15 protein-coding genes are annotated in these 19,926 nt (G+C 60.1%); 2 read left to right on the forward strand and 13 right to left on the reverse strand.

Going from position 1 to position 19,926, the window contains the following annotated elements; all coding sequences use genetic code 11:
* Positions 1 to 83 precede the first annotated feature (83 nt).
* From RFM68_RS08160 to RFM68_RS08170, 3 genes are all read right to left on the reverse strand, one after another.
* Positions 84 to 1,202 (reverse strand): glycosyltransferase family 4 protein, encoded by a 1,119-nt coding sequence (locus RFM68_RS08160; RefSeq protein ID WP_320232213.1) that lies wholly within the window; start codon positions 1,200 to 1,202, stop codon positions 84 to 86.
* Positions 1,199 to 2,323: a glycosyltransferase family 4 protein gene (locus RFM68_RS08165; RefSeq protein ID WP_320232214.1), complete on the reverse strand. Its 1,125-nt coding sequence runs from the start codon at positions 2,321 to 2,323 to the stop codon at positions 1,199 to 1,201. The genes RFM68_RS08160 and RFM68_RS08165 overlap by 4 nt, the downstream gene beginning before the upstream one ends.
* 164 nt (positions 2,324 to 2,487) lie before the next feature.
* Positions 2,488 to 4,968 carry a glycosyltransferase family 4 protein gene (locus RFM68_RS08170; RefSeq protein WP_320232215.1) on the reverse strand — a complete coding sequence of 827 codons (2,481 nt, stop codon included), beginning with the start codon at positions 4,966 to 4,968 and terminating at the stop codon, positions 2,488 to 2,490.
* Between the two features lie 127 nt (positions 4,969 to 5,095).
* On the opposite strand from RFM68_RS08170, the gene RFM68_RS08175 reads away from it, so the two are divergent.
* Together RFM68_RS08175 and RFM68_RS08180 are read left to right on the forward strand one after the other, a co-directional pair.
* Positions 5,096 to 7,435: a glycosyltransferase gene (locus RFM68_RS08175; RefSeq protein WP_320232216.1), complete on the forward strand. Its 2,340-nt coding sequence runs from the start codon at positions 5,096 to 5,098 to the stop codon at positions 7,433 to 7,435.
* Entirely contained in the window at positions 7,404 to 8,582 is a 1,179-nt protein-coding gene (locus RFM68_RS08180; protein WP_320232217.1) for a glycosyltransferase, read from the forward strand. The genes RFM68_RS08175 and RFM68_RS08180 overlap by 32 nt, the downstream gene beginning before the upstream one ends.
* On the opposite strand, the gene RFM68_RS08185 is transcribed toward RFM68_RS08180, so the two are convergent.
* The 10 genes from RFM68_RS08185 to RFM68_RS08230 all read right to left on the reverse strand — a co-directional run bounded on the left by RFM68_RS08185 (position 8,579) and on the right by RFM68_RS08230 (position 19,882).
* The gene (locus RFM68_RS08185) at positions 8,579 to 10,249 is read right to left on the reverse strand and encodes an FkbM family methyltransferase (RefSeq protein ID WP_320232218.1); all 1,671 of its coding nucleotides are present in this window, start codon (positions 10,247 to 10,249) and stop codon (positions 8,579 to 8,581) included. The two genes, RFM68_RS08180 and RFM68_RS08185, sit on opposite strands and share 4 nt — an antisense overlap.
* Positions 10,250 to 10,705: 456 nt before the next feature.
* The gene (locus tag RFM68_RS08190; protein WP_320232219.1) at positions 10,706 to 11,446 is read right to left on the reverse strand and encodes an ABC transporter ATP-binding protein; all 741 of its coding nucleotides are present in this window, start codon (positions 11,444 to 11,446) and stop codon (positions 10,706 to 10,708) included.
* Between the two features lie 8 nt (positions 11,447 to 11,454).
* Positions 11,455 to 12,264, reverse strand: coding sequence for an ABC transporter permease (locus RFM68_RS08195; protein ID WP_320232220.1), 810 nt, complete (start codon positions 12,262 to 12,264; stop codon positions 11,455 to 11,457).
* 94 nt (positions 12,265 to 12,358) lie between these two features.
* Positions 12,359 to 13,051: a hypothetical protein gene (locus RFM68_RS08200; protein ID WP_320232221.1), complete on the reverse strand. Its 693-nt coding sequence runs from the start codon at positions 13,049 to 13,051 to the stop codon at positions 12,359 to 12,361.
* Positions 13,052 to 13,105: 54 nt separating this feature from the next.
* Positions 13,106 to 14,350 (reverse strand): class I SAM-dependent methyltransferase, encoded by a 1,245-nt coding sequence (locus RFM68_RS08205; RefSeq protein ID WP_320232222.1) that lies wholly within the window; start codon positions 14,348 to 14,350, stop codon positions 13,106 to 13,108.
* A gap of 42 nt (positions 14,351 to 14,392) precedes the next feature.
* The gene (locus tag RFM68_RS08210) at positions 14,393 to 15,367 is read right to left on the reverse strand and encodes an NAD-dependent epimerase/dehydratase family protein (RefSeq protein WP_320232223.1); all 975 of its coding nucleotides are present in this window, start codon (positions 15,365 to 15,367) and stop codon (positions 14,393 to 14,395) included.
* A gap of 175 nt (positions 15,368 to 15,542) precedes the next feature.
* Positions 15,543 to 16,526: a GDP-mannose 4,6-dehydratase gene (gene gmd / locus RFM68_RS08215; protein ID WP_320232224.1), complete on the reverse strand. Its 984-nt coding sequence runs from the start codon at positions 16,524 to 16,526 to the stop codon at positions 15,543 to 15,545.
* Between the two features lie 80 nt (positions 16,527 to 16,606).
* Complete coding sequence (locus RFM68_RS08220) at positions 16,607 to 18,022, reverse strand: mannose-1-phosphate guanylyltransferase/mannose-6-phosphate isomerase (protein WP_320232225.1); 1,416 nt, start codon at positions 18,020 to 18,022, stop codon at positions 16,607 to 16,609.
* A complete protein-coding gene (locus tag RFM68_RS08225; protein WP_320232226.1) occupies positions 18,019 to 19,446 on the reverse strand; it encodes a phosphomannomutase in 1,428 nt (475 codons plus the stop codon). The genes RFM68_RS08220 and RFM68_RS08225 overlap by 4 nt, the downstream gene beginning before the upstream one ends.
* 91 nt (positions 19,447 to 19,537) lie before the next feature.
* Complete coding sequence (locus RFM68_RS08230; RefSeq protein WP_320232454.1) at positions 19,538 to 19,882, reverse strand: VOC family protein; 345 nt, start codon at positions 19,880 to 19,882, stop codon at positions 19,538 to 19,540.
* Positions 19,883 to 19,926 lie beyond the last annotated feature (44 nt).

The following is a 19,926-nucleotide window of genomic DNA, read 5'->3' on the forward strand; positions in this document are numbered from 1 at the left end:
CTGCGCGCGGCCTTATAGGACGAGGCTGAGCAAAGCTCAATGCCGCGAGCGCATGAAAGGCAACGGCAATCACAGGGTACAGGCTAAACGCCGCGATTGCGCAGCCGGAAATAGAGATCGGCATAGGCCTGCCCCATTTTTTCGGCGGTGAAGAGATCGTAGAACCGTTCGCGCGCGGCCCGTCCCCATTTCTCCGCTTCCTCGGGGGAATCGAGCAGGCGGTTAATGGCTTCGGCCAACCGAGCCGGATCGGAAGGCGGGACCACAAGGCCGGTGACGCCGGCCTTGTTCACATAGGAGGTTCCGGTCCCGATCTCGCACGAGATCATCGGCTTGCCGCACATCGCCGCCTCCGCCAGCGAGACGCCATAGGCCTCGGACCGCTGGTTCGAGGGGAAGACGAAACCGCTGCAGGCATGAAGCAGGGCCATCTTCCGTGGCTCGGACACCTCGCCGAGGAAGATGATGTTGTCGCGGTCGAGCATTTTGGCCTGGAGCTTCAACTGCTGCTCGATCGGTCCCGATCCGGCAACGACGATCTTGCACCGTGCCCGGTCCGCCGCATTGATAAGGATATCCAACCCCTTGTAGTAACGCAGCACGCCGACGAAGAGGACGAAAGGCTCCGACACCATCGATTGGCGCCAGTTGATGTCCGTCTCTGTCGGCACGGGATAGGCGCTTTCGTCTATGCCGATCGGAATGACCGTCGATTTGGCCGTGAACCGCCTGAGCACCGTGCTCGATCTCAGATAGTCGGGCGATGTCGCGACGATCGCGTCGACATCGCGCAGGAAGCGCTGCATCAGCGGGTTGTAGAACGGCAGCAGCAGGCGCTGCTTGACGATGTCGGAATGGTAGGTGACGACGGCCGGCTTGCCGTGGCGCGATCTGAGATGCGCGATGTCCATGACCGGCCACGGAAAATGGTAGTGCACCAGGTCGGATTGCCGGGCGAGCGTATCGAATTTGCGAAAGACGTCGCGGGAAAACCCTGTCGAGGCCAGCTCGAAATCCAGCCTGGCTTTCACGGCCATGTGGCCGCCGATGCGCCTGGTGTTTTCCTCCGGCGTGCTGCTCAGCGAAAGAACTTGCGTTTCGACGCCGTGGCTGGCGGTGCTCTCGGCGATGGCATGGATGGTGCGCTCCACGCCGCCGAAGCTGTCCGGCCAGTATGTCTTGAAGAAATGCAGGACCTTCAAACAGGCGTCTTTCGTCTTTGCCGGATGGCCTGCCCGAAGATCTTGAGCATGCCTTTGGCGTGGTTCTCCCAGGTAAAGCGCTCCGCGTTGCCGCGTGCGCCGGAGGCAAGCTTTTGGCGCAATTGCGCATCGAGGCAAAGATGACGAAAGCCGCTGGCGATCGCCTCGGCATTGTGCGGATCGACGAGAACGGCGCTTTCGCCGGCCACTTCCGGCATTGACGATGTGTTCGATGTCAGCACGGGTTTGCCGAACGATTGTGCTTCCACGATCGGGAAGCCGAAGCCCTCGTAGAGAGATGGCATGGCCAGAAAGAGGCAGTTCGCGTAGAGCGTCGCGAGCAAGGTGTCGTCGACGAAGCCGGTGAAAATGATTTTCTCCTCGAGCCCGCCTCGGCGCACCTCGTCCGCCAGGCCTGTTTGTTTCCAGCCGCTGCCGCCGACGATGACGAGATCGCAACCCGAGCGAACATCTTCAGGCAGCAGCCCATAGGCCTTGATAAGATTGCCGAGATTCTTCCTGGGCTCCAGCGTGCCGACAAAAAGCGCGTAAGGCCTCGCGATGCCGAGAGGTTCGAGGCTGGAAAAACCGCCCGGTGCGGGGAGTGGCGTGGTGCCGGGCGCGACCGTGCGGACCGGCGCCTTCAGCCATGAAAACTCTGCCTTCAACGCAGCTGCCGTGGCGCTGGAATCGGCCGCCACGACATCGGCCCTTCGCAACGCCGGTTTCATCAGCAGGCGCTCGCCGAGCAAGGTCCGCATGCGCATGGTTTCGGGCGCGTGCACCCAGACAAGGTCGTGGACGGTCACTACCCGCGCGATCCGGCTGTCCAGAACGAGTGGCAGGCGGTGGGACGGCCCCCAGAAAACCTCGACCTCGTCACGAGCGGCCGCGGCAGGCAGGACGGCTTGCCCCCACAATGCCCGCCCCGGAAGCGACCGGTATCCGCCCGTCCGCAAGGCGACGGCGCGCGGCAACTGGTAGTCGGCATTAATCGGGGCGGGAACGTAGACGCAGACCTCGGCGCCGAGCGCCGACAGCGCCTTGATCGACTTATGGACGAACCGGCCGATTCCATCCGTGGCCGATCTCAGGTTCCTGCCGTCGATGCCGATTTTCAATGGGTTCTCCGGGAGCGGGGCAGGGGGATGTCGAAAGACAGGCCTGGCCCGAGCAGCCGGCACTTCGCCGGCGCCTGAGAATAACTGAGTCGGCCGGCTTTGCTCATGCAACGCCACGGTTCATCCGGATGAATCAAGAATCCGCCGAGCCCGCCTGACAACAGCTATCGCCTGAACAGTTCGGACAGGCCGTGTTTGAAATTGTCATAGGCGAACTGCCGCGATGCGGCCTCCCTGGCTTCCTTCTGCCTGCGCACCGCCGTGGCGCGGTCCCCGAGGATCGCCATGACGCGGTCGGCGAACCCGTCGACGTCGCCGACGTCAACCAGCTCGAGACAGGCCGATACATCGCCGAGCTCCAGGGTAATCAGAGGGATGTTCGTGGCGACCACCGGTACGCCGAGATGCAGTGCCTCGGTTATCTGCGTCGGAAAATTTCCTTCCATCTCCGACGTGAACAGCAGGCAGAGCGCGTTGCTGTAGAGATAGCCGAGCTCGGCGTCCGTGAGCTCCGGCAGCGAGACCAGATGGCTTTCCGCGCCGCCCGCCGATTTGCCGCTCAAGGGCGTGGTCAAAAGTCCGAAGAGCCGGTCCTTGCTTCCCGCCTTCTCCAGTCGCTCGTTTACGATGGCCACCGTTCTTGCGAAGTCGGCAAGCCGCTTCGAGGGTCGGCTCCGGGTCGGATAAAACACGTAATGTCTCGGCAGCTTTGCGAGCTGACCGGACGTCTCGGGCGTTTCGGCGCTGAGTGAGCCGTCGTTGAGGAACGGCAAGGGAATATGGGCGATGTCTTGCGCCCGCACGGCCAGTTCCGTCTCCGGCAGATAAGAGGCCGTGAACGCCGAGTTCGTCAGAACACGCCGCGCCATGCCGGCCAGGTTTTTGCCGATCAGGGCGGATTGCCGCGTGGCTCCCATCTCCGCCGAACGCTTGTAGAAATGCGGCATATAGTCGGGAAGATAGAGAACGACGTCCTTGTCCTTCAAACGGGAAAGCTCGGGAAACATGTAGTAGTGCGGTATCAGGACGTGATCGATGCCCGCGTCCGCATTGATCAGATCGACATATTTCTCATGCGGCACGACACCGATCGCGAGCTTGACGCTGGCGAGCCGCTGTTGCGCCTTGCGGAGAACCTTGAAGGCCGCCACGGCGGCCGTCGATACCAGCGCGCGCGGCATGCCCTTGAAATTTTTCGACCGGTAGAGCGCCTTCAGGTGATCGACATTGGCCGAGAATGGCCGCGTCGATGCGATCTCGCGCAGACGTCTCATTGCCGTCATGGGCTTCCCGCTGCCGGAAATGTCATCGTCGACGAACATGATTTTCAGATCGGAGCTTGCGGCGGGCGCGAGGAAGCCGTGGACGCGACCGGCATCTTCCCTGCGGCTTGTGGCGACGATTTTGAAGCCGAGATCGGAGAGCCCGCGAACGATCTGGCGCACGACGCGCGCTATCCCCTCCGCGCAGTGATATTTGCCGTCGCGATGCACGATCAGCGGTCCGAAGCCATGGAAGGCGACGAGCACGGTCTGTGCGGCCGGTGCCGTCGTCGTCGCCGTGGGCGTGTAGATCAATCCCGGCGCGCGGTTTGCACCCTCTTCGCCCAGCGCCCTTGTCATCGCCGCGTCGAACAGCGGCCAGACAAATTCCGGCTGATAGAGCTTGCGCACCTCGGCCTGGCTTTCGATGATTTCGCGCGAAAGCGAGCCGTCGCCTTTCCTCAATTGCTCCGAGCGCTTCACCAGGTCTTCCATGCTGCCGGCCCTGCCGGGCGCCTCGGCCGGGAAATAGCGTGAAAGCAGGGATCCGTTCTTGAACAGCACCGGGCCGCCAAGCGTCATGAACTCTATCGGCGGCAGATAGCAGACGGTCGGCTCTTCATAGTGATACGCAAAGCCGCGCATCCGGGCGAATTGCCTGAGGAGTTCGGACCGCTCAACGGTGCCTACGACCTGCACGTCGTCGACGGGTATACTTTGTGCACCGAAGATTCTATAGCCTCTGGCCGGGAAATGGCGTTTCAAGAGACGGAAGTTGTTGCTGTAATATGGAATGTCCGCCACCCTCGGGCAGAGCAAAGCCAGTTCCGGCACCGCGGCTTCGGTGTTCCATGTGTCCCGCAGATCGGTCACATCCTTTGTGAGGCAGTAGGGAACGACCATCATGCGCGACCGCAGCCACTCGTCTTCTATCCCGGCCACTTTTTCGGAATGCGGCATGAACCAGAAATCGTTCCGCTCCGTGATCAGCGGCAGCCCGCCTATATTGATGAGTTCATTCGCCAGGCTGTACGGCTGGCCATAGGTGCGGTAGATGACGCGCCCGCGATAGGCCTTGAGGAAATGCACGAGCCATAGCGGATTGATGGTTACGATCGCGGCTTCAAAATAGGCATTGAGAACCTCGGCTGCATCCGGCGGAATCTCGTCATAGAAGAAGTTGGTCCCTGCCAGGATCCTAAGAGCCTCCTTCGGCAGGCTTGAGTCTGGCGGAGACCAGTCATAGACCGCAGACTGATCGTAGATGTTGCTTAGATATGGCGGATTGAACACCTCATAGCCGAGGCTCCGCAAATGCGGGAGTTCCGTCTGCGAGAGCACTTGATGCATGCCCAGCCAAAAAATGCGTTTCTTGGTATTCATCCGCTTACGACTCTAGGGGGCGGTGTCTCGTATTGCAGTGCACTATCGATTGTCAAACAAGAGTTCCCGCTTGCCATTGTCCGTTTGCAATGGGTAGGAAGCTGGTCGTTAAGGACTAGGTTGAGGTATGGCAGACTGCGAAATTGTGTTTGATATGAGATGCCTGCAGGACCCTTCCTACAAGGATCGCGGCGTCGGCAAGCTATCGGCGAATCTAGTCAGGCACGTAGGCTGCTTCCGCAGCAAAATTGAAACGTTGACTCTCGGTCTGGTTGATCCGGGTCTGCCGCCGTTGGAGGACCGTTTCCGCCGCCTGGTCGATCAGGTCCAAAGCAACGCTTATCTCGGCGTCAAAGAGCGTTCGACGGTGTTTGTCGAATTGTCTCCCATGACTCACGACCCGTTGTTTCCGGGTCGCATCGTTAATGACCCGGATATCCTGAAACTTGCGGTCGTCTACGACTTCATTCCGCTGATGAAACCGGAACGTTATCTGCCAACTGCGTCCAGCAGGCTTGACTATCATACGCAGCTCGTCTGGCTTTCTCGCTACGACCACTTTTTTCCCATCTCGCAACACACGTCCGACGAGCTCCGGCGCATCCTCAATGTAAATCCGCGGCACATTACCAACACAGGAGCCCCGATAGGGAGCGCATTTGAGCGCATCGACACGTCCAAACAGCCGGCAAGGCTTTCGGAGCACTATGTTCTGGTTTGCGGCGGAGCCGAGCCTCGCAAAAATGTCGAATGTCCGATCCTTGCCCACGCGCGAAGCCGCGAATTGCAGGATGCGGGCGTCCAGCTCGTGGTCACCGGAAACTACCCGCCGGGTTGGCAGGCGGGCTTGCGCGACCTCTATAGGGGCAACGGCGGCAAAGCCGAGCTTCTGATTTTTCCCGGCTTTGTCGACGAGGATGAGCTCGTATCGATCTATCGTGGTGCCCGATGTGTAGTCGTTGCGGCGGAGATGGAAGGGTTCTCGATGCCGGTCGTCGAGGCTATGGCCGCTGGTTCGCCGGTAATCGCGTCTTCCATCCCTGCTCACAAGGAGCTGGTTGGTCGGGAAGATTTGATGTTCCCGCCTGGCGACGTCGAGAATGTCGGACGGAAAGTCGAAGCGTTCGTTCGCGATCCTGGCAAGCGCGCTGAAATCATTCGGGACCAATCGACGCGGTGGCAGCGATATCGAGCCGACAAGATTGCCGGTGAATTTTGGGCGAAGGTGAGCGATCTGGTTGCGCATCGCCGGCCAAAGCACAGTGGCGTCCTCAGAGGTACGCGGCCACGAATTGCATTTCTCAGTCCCATGCCGCCCGACCAGTCCGGCGTCGCCGACTATTCGGCAGCGACAATCAAGGAACTCGGAAAATTGGCCGATGTTCACGTATTTTCAAAACACCCGCCCGTCGCCACGCCTGAGGGAGCTGCATCGGCTCGGCAAATCACGGCTCTGCCGTGTTTGTCCTCGGGCTTTGATCGAGTGATTGGGGTGATAGGGAACTCACATTTTCACCTGGAGGTGTTCCACCTCCTTGAAAGATACGGCGGAGCCTGCATCGAGCACGACAACCGCCTGCTTGGCTTCTATAGAATTCTTATGGGCTCGGCGCGCGCCCGGGCGCTTGCGGAGCGCGAGCTCGGACGGCCTGTGATGGAGGAGGAAATCGGCTCCTGGTTGCAGGACGAGTCACGGCTCAAGGCCACGTTTCTCGGGGAAGTCGCCGAATGGGCTTCGCCGATGTTCGTGCACTCGCGTGTGACGGCCCAGATCGTTCAGGAGCGCTTTTCAAAGGCGGCGATTTATTTGCCTTTTTCGATCTATCGACAATGGCAGATCGATCCCACGGATCGCGGGTTGAAACTTGCCGCCAGAACGAGGCTCGGCATCGATCAGCAGGAATTTGCAGTCATATCCCTAGGCCTCGTTCATTCCAACAAAGCAGTCGAGGAGTGTATTTGGGCCGTCGATCTTCTGCGCAGTTGGAAGATACCTGCGAAGCTCTATTTCATTGGCGGATTCGCCGATGACGAATGCCGATTTAGAAATCTGGTGTCCTATCTGGATCTAGCGGATCATGTATCGTTCTCATCGGGATTTGTCGGCGAGGCACAGTATCGCGATTATTTGCTCGCGGCCGACGCGGCGGTTCAATTGCGAACGCATTTCTTCGGAGGTCTGTCTGGAGCGCTGCTCGACTGCATAGCCGTCGGGCTGCCGACTGTTACGAACGAAGATTTGGCGATGGCGATGGAGGGGCCGCCATATCTCTCTTCCGTGCCCGATCACCCCAGTCCCGTCCTTGTCGCGGAGTCACTTGCCGAGATTAGCCGGAAAGGCGCCGATCGGTCTCAATTCGATGAGGCACGGCGAGATTATTCCGAAGTTCACAGTTTCGAAAATTATGCGCGCAAGCTGTATGAGGGACTAGGTTTTGAGATCGGCACCGGTCATCGAAGCCCATAAGGGAAGCACATTGCCGCCAGCTCCGATCTTTGTCGATTTGACCGAATTGACGACCCAACCTTTGCGCACCGGGATCCAGCGGGTGGAGCGTGAGATTTTGAGCCGCTGGCGGGGCCCAAGGGCGCTTGTGCCGTGCCGCTTCGATGCCGAGAAGCTGGGGTTTTTTGCGTTGCCGGACGCGGTGGTGGAAATACTTACGGAAGACAGCAATCACACCGTGGAAGATGACAAGGAACGGCTCCTGAGTCACCTTGAAAAGGGGACGCCGGTCTCACAGGACGATATCGAGGCCGGCCTGCACAATCCTGAAGTCTTTTACGAGCAGCGGCGCGCCGAAGCATACAGGGCGCTGTGCCGCGACGGCACCGCTTCGGTCAGTTGGCTTGTCTATGATTTCTTGCCCTTTCTCCATCCGCAGGGCTGGGAGCCGCGGACGACGGAGCGCCTGATGCATTACGTGCGTACGCTTCGCGAAATACCGCGTGCTGCGTTCATCAGCGAACAGACCCGCAATGACTACCTGCATCGTATCATCCGGGATCCTGGGCGCGCGGGTCCGGTGATCCCTCTTGGAGGCGACGGCCTCGCCCTGTCGCGCCAAAGATTCGATCGCCGACGGCGGGTGTTCACATATGTCGGGACGATCGAGCCGAGAAAAAACGTGGCCGATATTCTCGAGGCCTTCGAGATGCTTTGGCAGCAGGATGTCGACGTCGAATTGACTGTCATCGGCCGGATAGAAAACCGATCGACCCGCGAGCCGCCGATCCTTGAGCGCCTCAAGCCCGAGCCTCGATTCAGATATCTTGGTCATGCAAGCGATGACGCGATGAGGCAAGCTCTGCAAAAGACCAGGGCAACCCTGTTCGTGAGTTCGCTGGAGGGCTTTGGCATTCCGCCCTATGAAAGCCTGGCAAGCGGCATCCCGGTGATTGCATCCGCGAATTTGCCAAGTCTCGACGTGCTTTCGCCCGGCGGCCGCATCATTCTCCACGAAATAGGCCCCGGCGCTATCGCCGGCGCGGTCCGCCAACTGCTCGACGACGAGTTTGCGGAAAAGCTGTGGGGAGAGGCAGCGAGCCTGCGAATACCGACTTGGGACGAATTCGTGCAAAGGCTCGCGTCATGGCTGCACGAGGCGAATTAGCGCTCTCGCTGCGCGTTTGATGCTATGGTGAGAGCGAGCGTTTCCAAGCTTTTTACGAGCTGGGCCTGCTCATGTCGCAACGCGTCAATGCTGGCCGAACCCTGTGGCAGCACTCCGATATCAGCTGAACCCTGCAATGCACCTATCTCACCGGAGCGTTGCCTATCCAGCCGCTCGAAGAGCGGTTGTAGCAGAAATGTTCTGACCCGCCACATGGCCGGCCGCACGATAGGCCTGAACAGCGCCTTGTAGATGCCGAAAACGCCCTTCTTCACGATCGGTCGCAAGCCGCTTTGAGTCGAACTTGAGGACGGCGGCGACACGCCGGTCGGTGGAGCCACGGAACTCGACGCTGGAGTGGAGCGGATGGAGTTGTCGCGGCCGACAACATGATGAAACCGGCGGACATTCCGTGCCAATGGCAGCACTGACCTTAAGGCTCGCGGGCCGTCGTCATCGCGAAGTTCGAGGACAAGACGATCGTAACGTGAGGCGCGGGAGGTTGCCAACGCGAGGGAGCTATGTTGCTGGGCAAGCTGTTTGGACAGCGCCGCGGTATTATCCGCCAGGCGCTTGCCCTCGGCCTCCGCCAATTCCCGCTCTTGTGCAAGTTGTTCGGACAGTGCCACCACGAGGTCTGCCAGGCGTTTGGCTTCGGCGCCCGCGTGCTCTTGCTGTTGCATAAGCTGTTCGGACAGCGCTGCCACCAGACGTTTGGCTTCGGCCTGTGCCAGCTCCCGCTCTTGGGCAAGTTGCGCGGACAGGACCGCCGCTTGGGCCGTCAGACGCTCGCCTTCGGCTTCCGCCTGCTCGATTGCCGCGGTGAGCTCAACTGATCGCTCTTGAAGCTCTGCGCTCTTTTGGCGTTGAGCGTCGCATTCCGTGAAAAATTGATCCCGTTCGGCAATGATCTGGGTTCGTTCGGCCGCCAACTGCTCCACAGCTGCGTTTAAGTTCCATTGTTCGAACGGCACATAGTTATCGAGAACATTCACCGGCGCCTGGAAGTGGCGAAGCAGTCCTTCGCTCTCGGCCCGTACATAGAAGACGTTGACGCCGTCGAAATACGCGCGCAAGAACCCGTTCGCGAGCAGCGTCGGTTCCCAATTCTGATTGACGAGCTCGTTCGACCATGGCGCGGTTGCTTCAATCACCAGCACCTGCGGTCGAACCAATTTCCAATTCGCGGCTCCGATGATTGCAGCCTCGGACCCTTCCGCATCGATCTTCAGAAAATTGATCTCTTGTCCGGTGGCATGCTGGGCGATGAGGCTGTCCAGCGTCACAGCCCGGACTCGAAGCATCCTCCCTTCGCGATCCGCCGTGACCGGCCCTTCGGCCACCTTGGACATGCCGGGATCCGATGAATTTTCGAAGAAATCGACTTCGCCCTCGCGGTCTACGACCACGGCCCTTACGTTTATGTCGCGCGGCCGTTCACGCGCCAGATCGTCGAACACCGCTCCGGGTTCGACATTTATGCCGGACCATCCGCGGTCGTAGAAGGTCTTGGTGACCGAGCCTATCGTCGGATGATAGGCGCCGATGTCGATATAGAAACCGGTCGCCGCATCTTTGAAAACGCGATCGAGTAAAACGTCTTCACGATTTTGGGCGAAGCTGATCATTGCAAGCGCGGCGCGTGGAGGTGCTGCCTCGACGCTCATGGTTTCTTCGTGCCTTGCATTTCGAATCGAAGAGCTCCGTTGATCCCGCTATTTGGTTGTCTACCTTACCAGACCAAAGGCCGTTGACGTTGGTTGCGAAACTCTCAACGGGAATATGCCGGTATCACCTCGCTGGCAACCGCCGGCGCAGTGCAAAAGTCTTGGTTTTGCGCTAGCCCAGGTTGGGTGCCGGCCGTCGTAACCGCCGCTTTGTCGAGGAATTCGGCGATCCAAACAGCGTCGATGAGTTATAGGGTTGGCGGCAGCGCCGTGCGATCTGGATCGCTGCTAGCCACGAATGCGCCTCGCACCGGTTGGTGAACCCATCGACACGAGCTGAACCTCGATCGGACCCGCCCCGATACTTTCCTCGTTGCAATTCGTTCGTGGCGAAGGCGTTCCAAGGCATCCCTTGTCCACCCTAACCGAAATTTTCCGTTTCAGTCGGAAGAATTCTCAGCCGAAATAGGCCGGCAGGACCTCGCTGGCGGATCCGTCCATGCGCACGCGACCATGATCCATCCATAGAACGCGATTGCAGTTTTTCTGCAACAGCTCGCGCGAGTGGCTGGCAAGGACAAGGATTTTGGTCGTGCTGACGATCTCGCGCAGTCGCTTGTCGGCCTTCTGCTTGAAATCCTCGTCACCGGTCGAAAGCCACTCGTCCATGACCAGTATTTCCGGTCGGATCGCCGTCGATGTCGAGAATGCAAGGCGCAGCTGCATGCCGGACGAATAGGTTCGGAACGGCATGTCGAGAAAATCGCCCAGTCCGCTGAACTCGGCGATCTCGTCGAATTGCTTGCGCAACTCGTCCGGGCGCATGCCCATCATCGCCGCGCGGAGCCGGATGTTCTCGCGCCCGGTTGCCTCCGGGTCGATGCCCAGCGAGATGTTGATGAGAGACACGCACTCACCATCGATTGCCGCGGATCCGTTGGTCGGCTTGTAGATGCCCGACATCACGCGAAGCAGCGTCGTCTTGCCGGAACCATTGTGACCGACAAGGCCGATGCGGTCCCCCTCCTTGATGGCGCAACTCACGTCCTCGAGGCCGCGCACGATGACATGGCCGTCGGTACGCCGGTCGATCGCACCGCCTGTCGCGACACTGAGGACCCTGTTCTTGAGCGAGCGGCTTGCCGCGTTGAACACCGGAAATTCGACCGAGACGCCGGCCAATGTGATGGAAGCCATGGGAATGCTCAAAGCCAATAGGGAACGCGATGGCGATAACGGCTAAAGAGCAACAGCGCCGCCGTCCAGCCGAAGACCGCAAACCCAATGCACGCCATCCAGTTGGTTGCCGAGGGGAGGTTGCCCAACAGCGGGTCCCGCACGACACTGATCAGATGATAAAAGGGGTTAAGATCAAGCAACAGCCGCGAAATGCCTTCTGGTAGTGTCCGGGGCATCCACATCACCGGGGTCAGATACAAGACGACCTGCAGCATATTCTGCACTACTTGCGTCATGTCGCGGTAGCGGGCGCAGAGTACGGCCAGGATCAGCATGATCCAAAGCAAATTGAGCGTCAAAATGACAAAGCCGGGCAGCGCCAGGAAAATATCCCATGTCGGCATGCGCCCGACAGCCAGCAGGACGAGAGGGTATATCAGGATGTTGTGGCCGAGAATGATGGCGTTGCGGTACAATGTCCTGAGCACATGGGTAAACAGCGGCATGCGCACCTGAAGGATAATGCCCTCGGCCCCGATGAAGGCGGTGCAGCCCTCGTTGATCGATGTCGAAATGAACCCCCAGAAGATCAGGCTGACGCAAATGTAGGGCAGGTACTCTTGCATCGGCGTGCGGAAGAGCGTGCCGAAGACAAACCCGAGCGCACCGATCAGGACGCCCATGTTGATCGTCAGCCAAAACGCTCCGACCCGCGAACGGCGGTAGCGCTGGGCCACGTCCTGCCAACTGAAAGTCGTCGCAAGGTGGTGTTTGTGGAGCGCAACGCCGATATCGGCGAATGCATCTGTAAGGAAGCCTGTTCTGGTCGGCAGCATATATCCCGTTCGTTTGTTCTGCCCAGGCCCGACTGTACGCGAAAGGTGCGATACATTATTGGCCTGGCGACATCAAGTTTGATGAGCCGCCTTTTCAAAGCGTCTTTCGTTCGAGGCGTATGAGATTGCCGTTTTGGTCCAGCCATGGGGCCAGGCGATTGCGGATATCGGCCAAAACCTCGGGCCGGGTATCGAACTTGCTGCGGTCTGAAATGTGTCGGCGGTGGAAAAACGTCTCCTCGTCGTAGTAGGTCCAACCGCCATCGACAATCTTGCGCTTCCTGTCCTCGACATCCTTCAGGAGGTCCGAAATGCGCCGTTTGCTCAAATCCCGGCAATCCTTCGCCCACTCGATGGGGCTGTAGTCGGGGCAGACATAACGACCGATTTTCCATGTCGAGCGAAGTCTTCGGCCTTCGATTTCATCCATGCTGACCACAAGCGAGTGCGCCGCAATACGTTCGTAGAGACGCAGCCACGGCAGCATGACAGCGTCGATGACTTGTGCAGGTTCTCCGTCGAACATGGTGAGCCACGACAAAACAGCGTTTTCCGGCTTTCTGATCGTGCAGACCGATTTGACGGAGCCGTTTCGCACAAAGGCGATCAGCTCATCATCGGCATCATGCGCCTTGTAGATCGCGTGAGCGGTCTGCCCAGACGTGAACTGCGCGCGCCTGTCTGAAAGGACGGACGCAACGCCGCCTCTGCGGGACAGTGCTTGCTTGATCACATTATAGGAATAGGTCGACCCGCTGCGAGGCATCCCGGAGACGAAGACAAGCATTTATGGGGTCACCGAGCTGCCGAGCATAGCGCCATATACCTCGAAAGGATCGATCTAGATGATCTCGATCTCCGGGAACGGGAAGATGAACTTGCCGCCATCCGCCAGATATTCGCGTTCCCGGCGCAGGATTCCATCCTTGAAGTGCCAGGGCAGGACCAGAAAATAGTCCGGCTTCATCGCCCGCGCTTCCGCTTCGGAGACGATTGGTATGTGCGTTCCAGGCGTCATGCGGCCGAATTTCTCCGGGTTGACTTCGGCGATGGCAGGGATTTCGGCAGCGGTGAGGTTGCAAAATTGCAGGACGACATTGCCCTTGGTGGAAGCACCGTAACCCAGCACCTTCTTGCCGTCGGCGACGAGTGCCTGAATGAGGCGCGACAAATCCTGCCTGTGCCTGAACACGCGCTCCTCGAAGTCGCGGAAGGGCCGCGGCGTGGATAGCCCCATGCGATCCTCCTGCTCGAGCAGCCAATCGATGACCGCTTGATCGGTCTTGACGCTTTCGTTGCCCTTGTGGGCGGCGGTGACGGCGAAACTGCCGCCATTGATGTTGTTCATGACGACATTGACGACCTTCAGCCCGGCCGCGTCCAGGATCTTCGTCACGACTCCCAGGGAGTAATATTCGACATGCTCGTGACAGATCGTGTCATACGAGTTCAGGCGAAGCATGGACGGCATGTAGCTCTGTTCGAAATGCCAGATGCCGTCCTCGGCAAGCACTTCGGCCACCTGACGCGCAAAGGCGATGGGGTCTTCAAGATCGTAGAACATTGCAATGGACGTCACGACCTTCGCCCGCTTCTGCGAGACTCCGCGATATGCTTCGGCGGAGAAAAAGTCCGGCACCAGCTTGACGTCGTCCGGATAATACTGCGCGAACTTCTTGGCCGTCGGATCGATGCCTACTCGCGTCAACCCAGGAATTGAATAGGCCTTGAGCGTCGTGCAGTCGTTGCTGCCGATATCGAGGACGACGTCGCCGCCGCGCGGAGAAGCCAGCCGTTCCAGGAACCGGACCTTGTGCGTCAGATGATCGACCATCGACTGGTTCAGGCCCGAGCGATAGCCGTAATTGTCGCCATACATCTCGCTCGGCTCATAGGAATGCTTCAGCTGCAAAAGCCCGCTTGAAGGAGACCAGACCAGTTCGAGCGGCCCTTTGGTTACGGGCTCAGCGGCGGATTTCGGGAACACCCCCGTGAGCGCCTGTTCACCGAGATTGAGGACAGAGACAAGGTCCTTTTCCTTGCCGACACGGCAGGCCTCGATGGCGTGGTATCTTACCTCGGTCATGATTTCTGTACTCTCGGTTGGTGTTGGAAGGGGTGGCCTTGCTTACGCCTTGGCCACGCGTGCGCGGCAATCCGCCAGAACCGCCGCAAGCGTATCTTCGAAGCGATGCTCGGGCGCCCAGCCAAGTAGGGTTCGGGCGCGGGTCGCGTCGCCCACGATGCATGGCAGGTCGCTCGGCCGCAGCCGCAAGGGATCCTGCTCCGTGACGATCCTGGCGCTGCTTTGCGCCAACAAGAGATCGAGAATGTCTCCCATCCGCCATGAAACGCCGGATGCAACGTTAAAAATAGTGTTCGGCGCAAGGTCGTGGCTGCTCGAGACCACGCGCGCATAGGCATTGGCGACGTCGCGCGCATCCAGGAAGTCGCGCTTTGCGTCCAGATTGCCGACGCGGATGACCGGTTCAGCCAGGCCTGCTTCAATCCGCGCAATCTGCATGGCGAAGGCCGGCACGGCAAATGCGTCTGTCTGGCCCGGTCCCGTATGGTTGAAGGGCCGCATCCGGACACATTTCAGCCCGTGGCGCGCCAGCGCGCCCAAGGCAAGATCGGCCGCGGCCTTCGTTACGGCATAGTCGTCGAGCGGAGCAAGCAGCGTGCTTTCGTCGAGCGGTCGTCCGGCTTTCGCGCTTTCGCCATAGACCAGGCCCGATCCGACATGGACCAGCCAGCAGTCCGGTGCCTTGTCGAGGACCGCATTGGCCACGTTGAGCGCGCCGCCCACGTGAATGCGCCAGGTGTTCTGAGGATCGGCCTGGGCGGCGCCGAGGGCCGCGACCGCCGCCAAGTGAATGACATGCGTGGGCCGATGACGGGCAATGGCGTCATGCACGGCGGCCGTGTCGGTGACGTCCAGCGCTTCGATCTGGCCGAATGCCGGATGCGGACCACCGTCCTTGGAGGTTGCGACAACGACACAATCGCGGCCGCAAATGTTGCGCAGCGCATCGCAAACATAAGGGCCGACGAACCCCCGCGCACCGGTAATCAAAACCCGCATGCCGACCTCGCTGCCCATGACGCGTTGCTAACGGGCGCAGTTGCCGGATGCATTGCAGGGCAAGGCTGACCTTGCCGACGGCTCGCAGGGGTGGCGTGCTGGGCCCGGGCAAAGGCTATCCGCCGGCCGACCGGGCCGGTGATCAGAGCACGATGCGTCAAGCTACCGACCATGAACTCGGGGTTTCCTCTGCCTACATGCGACCGGCGGAATGACGTGCAAGATCGGCATCCACCATCTCCTTGATCATCTCTTCCAGCGAAATCGTCGCTTCCCATCCGAGCTTTGCCTTTGCCTTGCCGGGGTTGCCAAGCAGGATTTCGACTTCCGCCGGCCTGAACAGGTCGGGATCGATGACAAGATGGTCGTCCATCTTCAGCCCGACATGCTCAAAGGCGATCCGGCACATGTCGCGCACCGTCGTCGTCCTGCCCGTCGCGACGACATAGTCGTCGGGCTGATCCTGCTGCAACATCAGCCACATGGCGCGGACATAGTCTTTGGAGTGGCCCCAGTCGCGCTTGGCGTCAATGTTGCCCAGGCGCAGTTCCTTTGCCAGGCCCTTCTTGATGCGCGCGACTGCGTCCGTGACTTTGCGGGTCACGAATTCGATGCCGCGAAGTGGCGATTCGTGATTGAACAGGATGCCGCTCGAGGCGTGGAGGCCGAAGCTTTCGCGATAGTTGACGGTGATCCAGTGACCGTAGAGCTTCGCCACGGCGTAAGGCGAGCGAGGGTAGAAAGGCGTGGTCTCCGACTGCATCGGCTCCTGGATAAGGCCATACATCTCCGACGACGAAGCCTGATAGAAACGCGCCTCGGGGATTTCGAGACGCAGCGCCTCCAGCACATTGGTGACGCCGATACCGGTGACGTTGCCCGTCAATATCGGCTGCTGCCACGAGGATTTGACGAAAGACTGTGCGGCAAGGTTGTAGACCTCGTCCGGCCTTATTACGCGCATGGTGCGCGCCAGGCCCGACAGGTCCGTCAGGTTGCCATCCACGATCCGCACGTCTTTCTCAATGCCCAGCCATTTCAGGCGCGTGGTGTTGACGTCGGCTGTGCTCGACCGCCGCGCAAGTCCGTGGACCTCATAGCCCTTCGAGAGCAGGAGCTCAGCCAGATAAGCGCCGTCCTGCCCGGTAATGCCGGTTATCAATGCTGTCTTTGTCATCAATGCTCTCAGTATGTTTTGATAATTTCTCCCCAAGCCCCTGTGTAGTTGCCCGCCCCAGCCTGCGGACCAATGAATCGCTATGCGCGACCGTATACGTCGTCGAAGCGCACTATGTCATCCTCGCCGAGATAGTCACCGCTCTGAACTTCGATGATCACCAGGTTGATCTTGCCCGGATTCTCCAGCCGGTGCTTGTGGCCGCAAGGGATGTAGGTCGATTGGTTTGTCGCCAGGAACAGTTCCTGATCGCCGTTGACCACTTTCGCCGAGCCGCTGACCACGACCCAGTGCTCCGAACGATGGTGGTGCATCTGCAGGCTCAGGCGCCGCCCGGGCTTTACTTCGATGCGCTTGATCTTGAAGCGGTCGCCTTCTTCCAGAACAGTGTAGGTGCCCCATGGCCGGTGCACGGTCGAGTGAAGCAGATGCGCCTCATGTCCTGAAGCCTTGAGCCCTTCGAACAGTTTCTTGACGTCCTGGACCCGGTCGCGGGACGCTACCAGCAACGCGTCCGGCGAATCCACGATCACCAGGTCGCTCACGCCGACAGTGCCGATGACGCGCTTGTCCGAACTGATGTAGCTGCCGGCCGTGTCCACCGTGTGAACGTCTCCGCGTATCCTGTTCCCGCGACCATCCGCCGGGGTCAGTTCCGCCATGGCATTCCACGATCCGATGTCGTTCCACTCCATCTGGCAGGGAACCACCGCGAGATTGCGCGTCTTCTCCATCACCGCGTGATCGAGCGAGATGCGCGGCGCCAGCGTGAAATGCTCAGGAGAAAGTTCGATCCTGTCGGAGTTCCCGATGTTGTCGGACAGGCCGTGCTCATAGCTTGCGGCAACCGCCTCGAGGACGGCAGGGCAGTGCGCGGCCATTGCATCGAGCATGGTCCGCGCCTTGAAGCAGAAGATGCCGGCGTTCCAGAAGAAACGCTCCGACGCGAGGTAGGTCTTGGCCGTCTCGAGGTCCGGCTTCTCCACGAAACGGACGACCTTTTCGCCATCGGCCTCGATATAGCCGAAGGCGGTGTCCGGACGGCTGGGCCTGATGCCAAGCGTAGCGATCAGCCCTTGCCGCGCATGCTCGATGGCCCGGCCCATGACATTTGTGAACGCGGGCAGGTCGCCGATCATGTGGTCCGCCGGGAAAACGCACAAAATTGCGTCCGGACCCTGCGTTGCGTTGGTGTGGATGACAGCCGCGGCAACCGCGGCGGCAGTGTCGCGCCCTTCGGGCTCAAGAAGGAAAGTATGCGTGGGAACCGCCGGGGAAAGTTCGTCGAAGTCGTCTTTTGTCAGGAAAAGATGATCCTTCGACGTTACCGCGACGAGCTCCGCAACGTCCTTCAGCGAGACAGCCCGCAGCACGGTGTGCTGGATCAGCGAGCGCCCATCCGCAACTTTGAGGAAGGGTTTCGGGTGCGATTGCCTGGACGCCGGCCATAGCCGCGACCCGGCGCCGCCGCTGATGATGACGGGAACCACTTTCATTCAACGGCCTCTCGCTCGTCCGCCAGTCTGGTGTCCCGCGCGCGTTCGAGGGCTATTGCCACAATTTCAGTCGCCCTGTCCTGGCTGGCGGCCTCGGCATAGCAACGAAATTCAGGAGCGTTGCCGGAAGGCCGCAGATGGATGATCTCGCCGCTGGTCATTCGCGCCCTGAGACCATCGGTCTCATCGACGTCCGCGACGGTGCCGAAGGGGGCAAGGAATTGCCGGAGCGCGTCGCGGTCGATGAGCTTGCGCATCAAGCCGCGCGATTTCTCGACAGGGAAGTTCTCGAGCCGCTCGCTGGCGCAGACCGGAAGATTCCAGGTTTCGCGCAAGCTGGACAGCGATTTTCCCGTCGATGCCACGGTGCCCAGCACCGCCAGCATCGGCAGAAATGAATCCCGTGTCGGCAGCGCGGACAAAACCCTGCCGTTCACCGGGCAGTCCGACCCCAAAAGAACCCCGCCATTGGCTTCGAAGCCGACAACGATGCCGCCTGCCTGCCGCGCGGCGTCCATTGCCTCTATGACGAAGGGAGACCCGACCTTGGTTCTCTTGACACTGAATCCGAAAGCCTCGGAGATGCCTGAATTGGAGGTGATCGGCGTCACCACGATGTCGGCCCGCAGGAACAGGGCCGTGGCCAGCCCGATCAGGTCGCCGCGGAACAGCTCGCCTTCTTCGTCGACGATGAGAGGGCGATCGGCATCGGCATCGGCCGAGAGGACAGCGTCGAATTTGAGTTCGCGCACCCAGTCCTTCAACTTCGCCATCGTTTCCTGGCCGACGGCCTCCGTATCGATGGGCACGAAAGTGTCCGTTTTCCCGACGGGGATCACTTCCGCGCCGCAGGATCGCAGGATCTCGACCAGCAGCTCCGCCGCGACTGTACTGTGCTGGTAGACGCCGAGCCTCATTCCGGAAAGAGCGCGAGGGGCAAGAATAGCGTCGACACGGTCTCGAAAGGCCGCGAGCGCCTGTTCATGGCCGGCTTGCCGGTCCGTGCGGGCCGGCGGCCACGGATATTGGTCGGACAGTACAGCGACATGGCTGGTTATCGCGGCCTCATCCGCCTTGTCGATCTCGCCCTTCGGCCCATAGAACTTGATGCCGTTGCGATCGGCGGGAATATGCGAGCCGGTCACCATAAGCGCCGCGGCGTCGTGCCGGCGGGCGTAAAAGGCAAGAGCGGGGGTGGGGATCGGACCGCAATCGACCGGCTGGAACCCGGCCGCGGCCAGTGCGGCCATGCAATCTTCGGCAATCGTTTGACTGCTGTCGCGCAAGTCGCGCCCCACGAAGACCTTGCCTTCCTGAAATCCGGTCGACCGCAAGCGCCGGGCAAAACCCTCGGTATAAAGTCCGCTTGGCCTTCCAATCAATTCGGAAGCCAAACCCCGAACGCCGCTTGACCCGAATTTCATCAGTCTGCTTTTGCTGTTGGAAGTTCGCCGCTACTTATTGGAGTGAGCCCGGCTGTCAACAGCAAAAAACACCTCGAAATCCGCGTCTTTCCTAATATCCCCAGACGGCCAGTTCGTTGCCGGCCGGATCGGTGAAATGAAACCGCCTGCCGCCGGGGAAGGCAAAGATCGCCTTGACGATGGTCCCGCCGGCACTCTCCACCGCGTCCAGCGCTTCCTCGAGATTTTCCGAGTAGAGCACCGGCAGCGGTCTGGCCGGTGCCTCGCCGGTATCGGCCTGGAAGCCGCCGTCGAGGCCCTCGGCAAAGGACGAATAGGTCGGGCCGTAATCGGTGAACGACCAGGAAAAGGCGGCGCTGTAGAACGACTTGACGCTGTCCAGCCTGCCACCTGTTGCCGGCAATTCCAGATAGTCGAGTTTTCCGTTGAGTTTCATCATGCTACTCCGCTATGTTCCTGTTATGTTCTATATTGTCGGGC

The sequence above is a fragment of the Mesorhizobium montanum genome (assembly GCF_033977145.1).
Taxonomy (GTDB): domain Bacteria; phylum Pseudomonadota; class Alphaproteobacteria; order Rhizobiales; family Rhizobiaceae; genus Mesorhizobium; species Mesorhizobium montanum.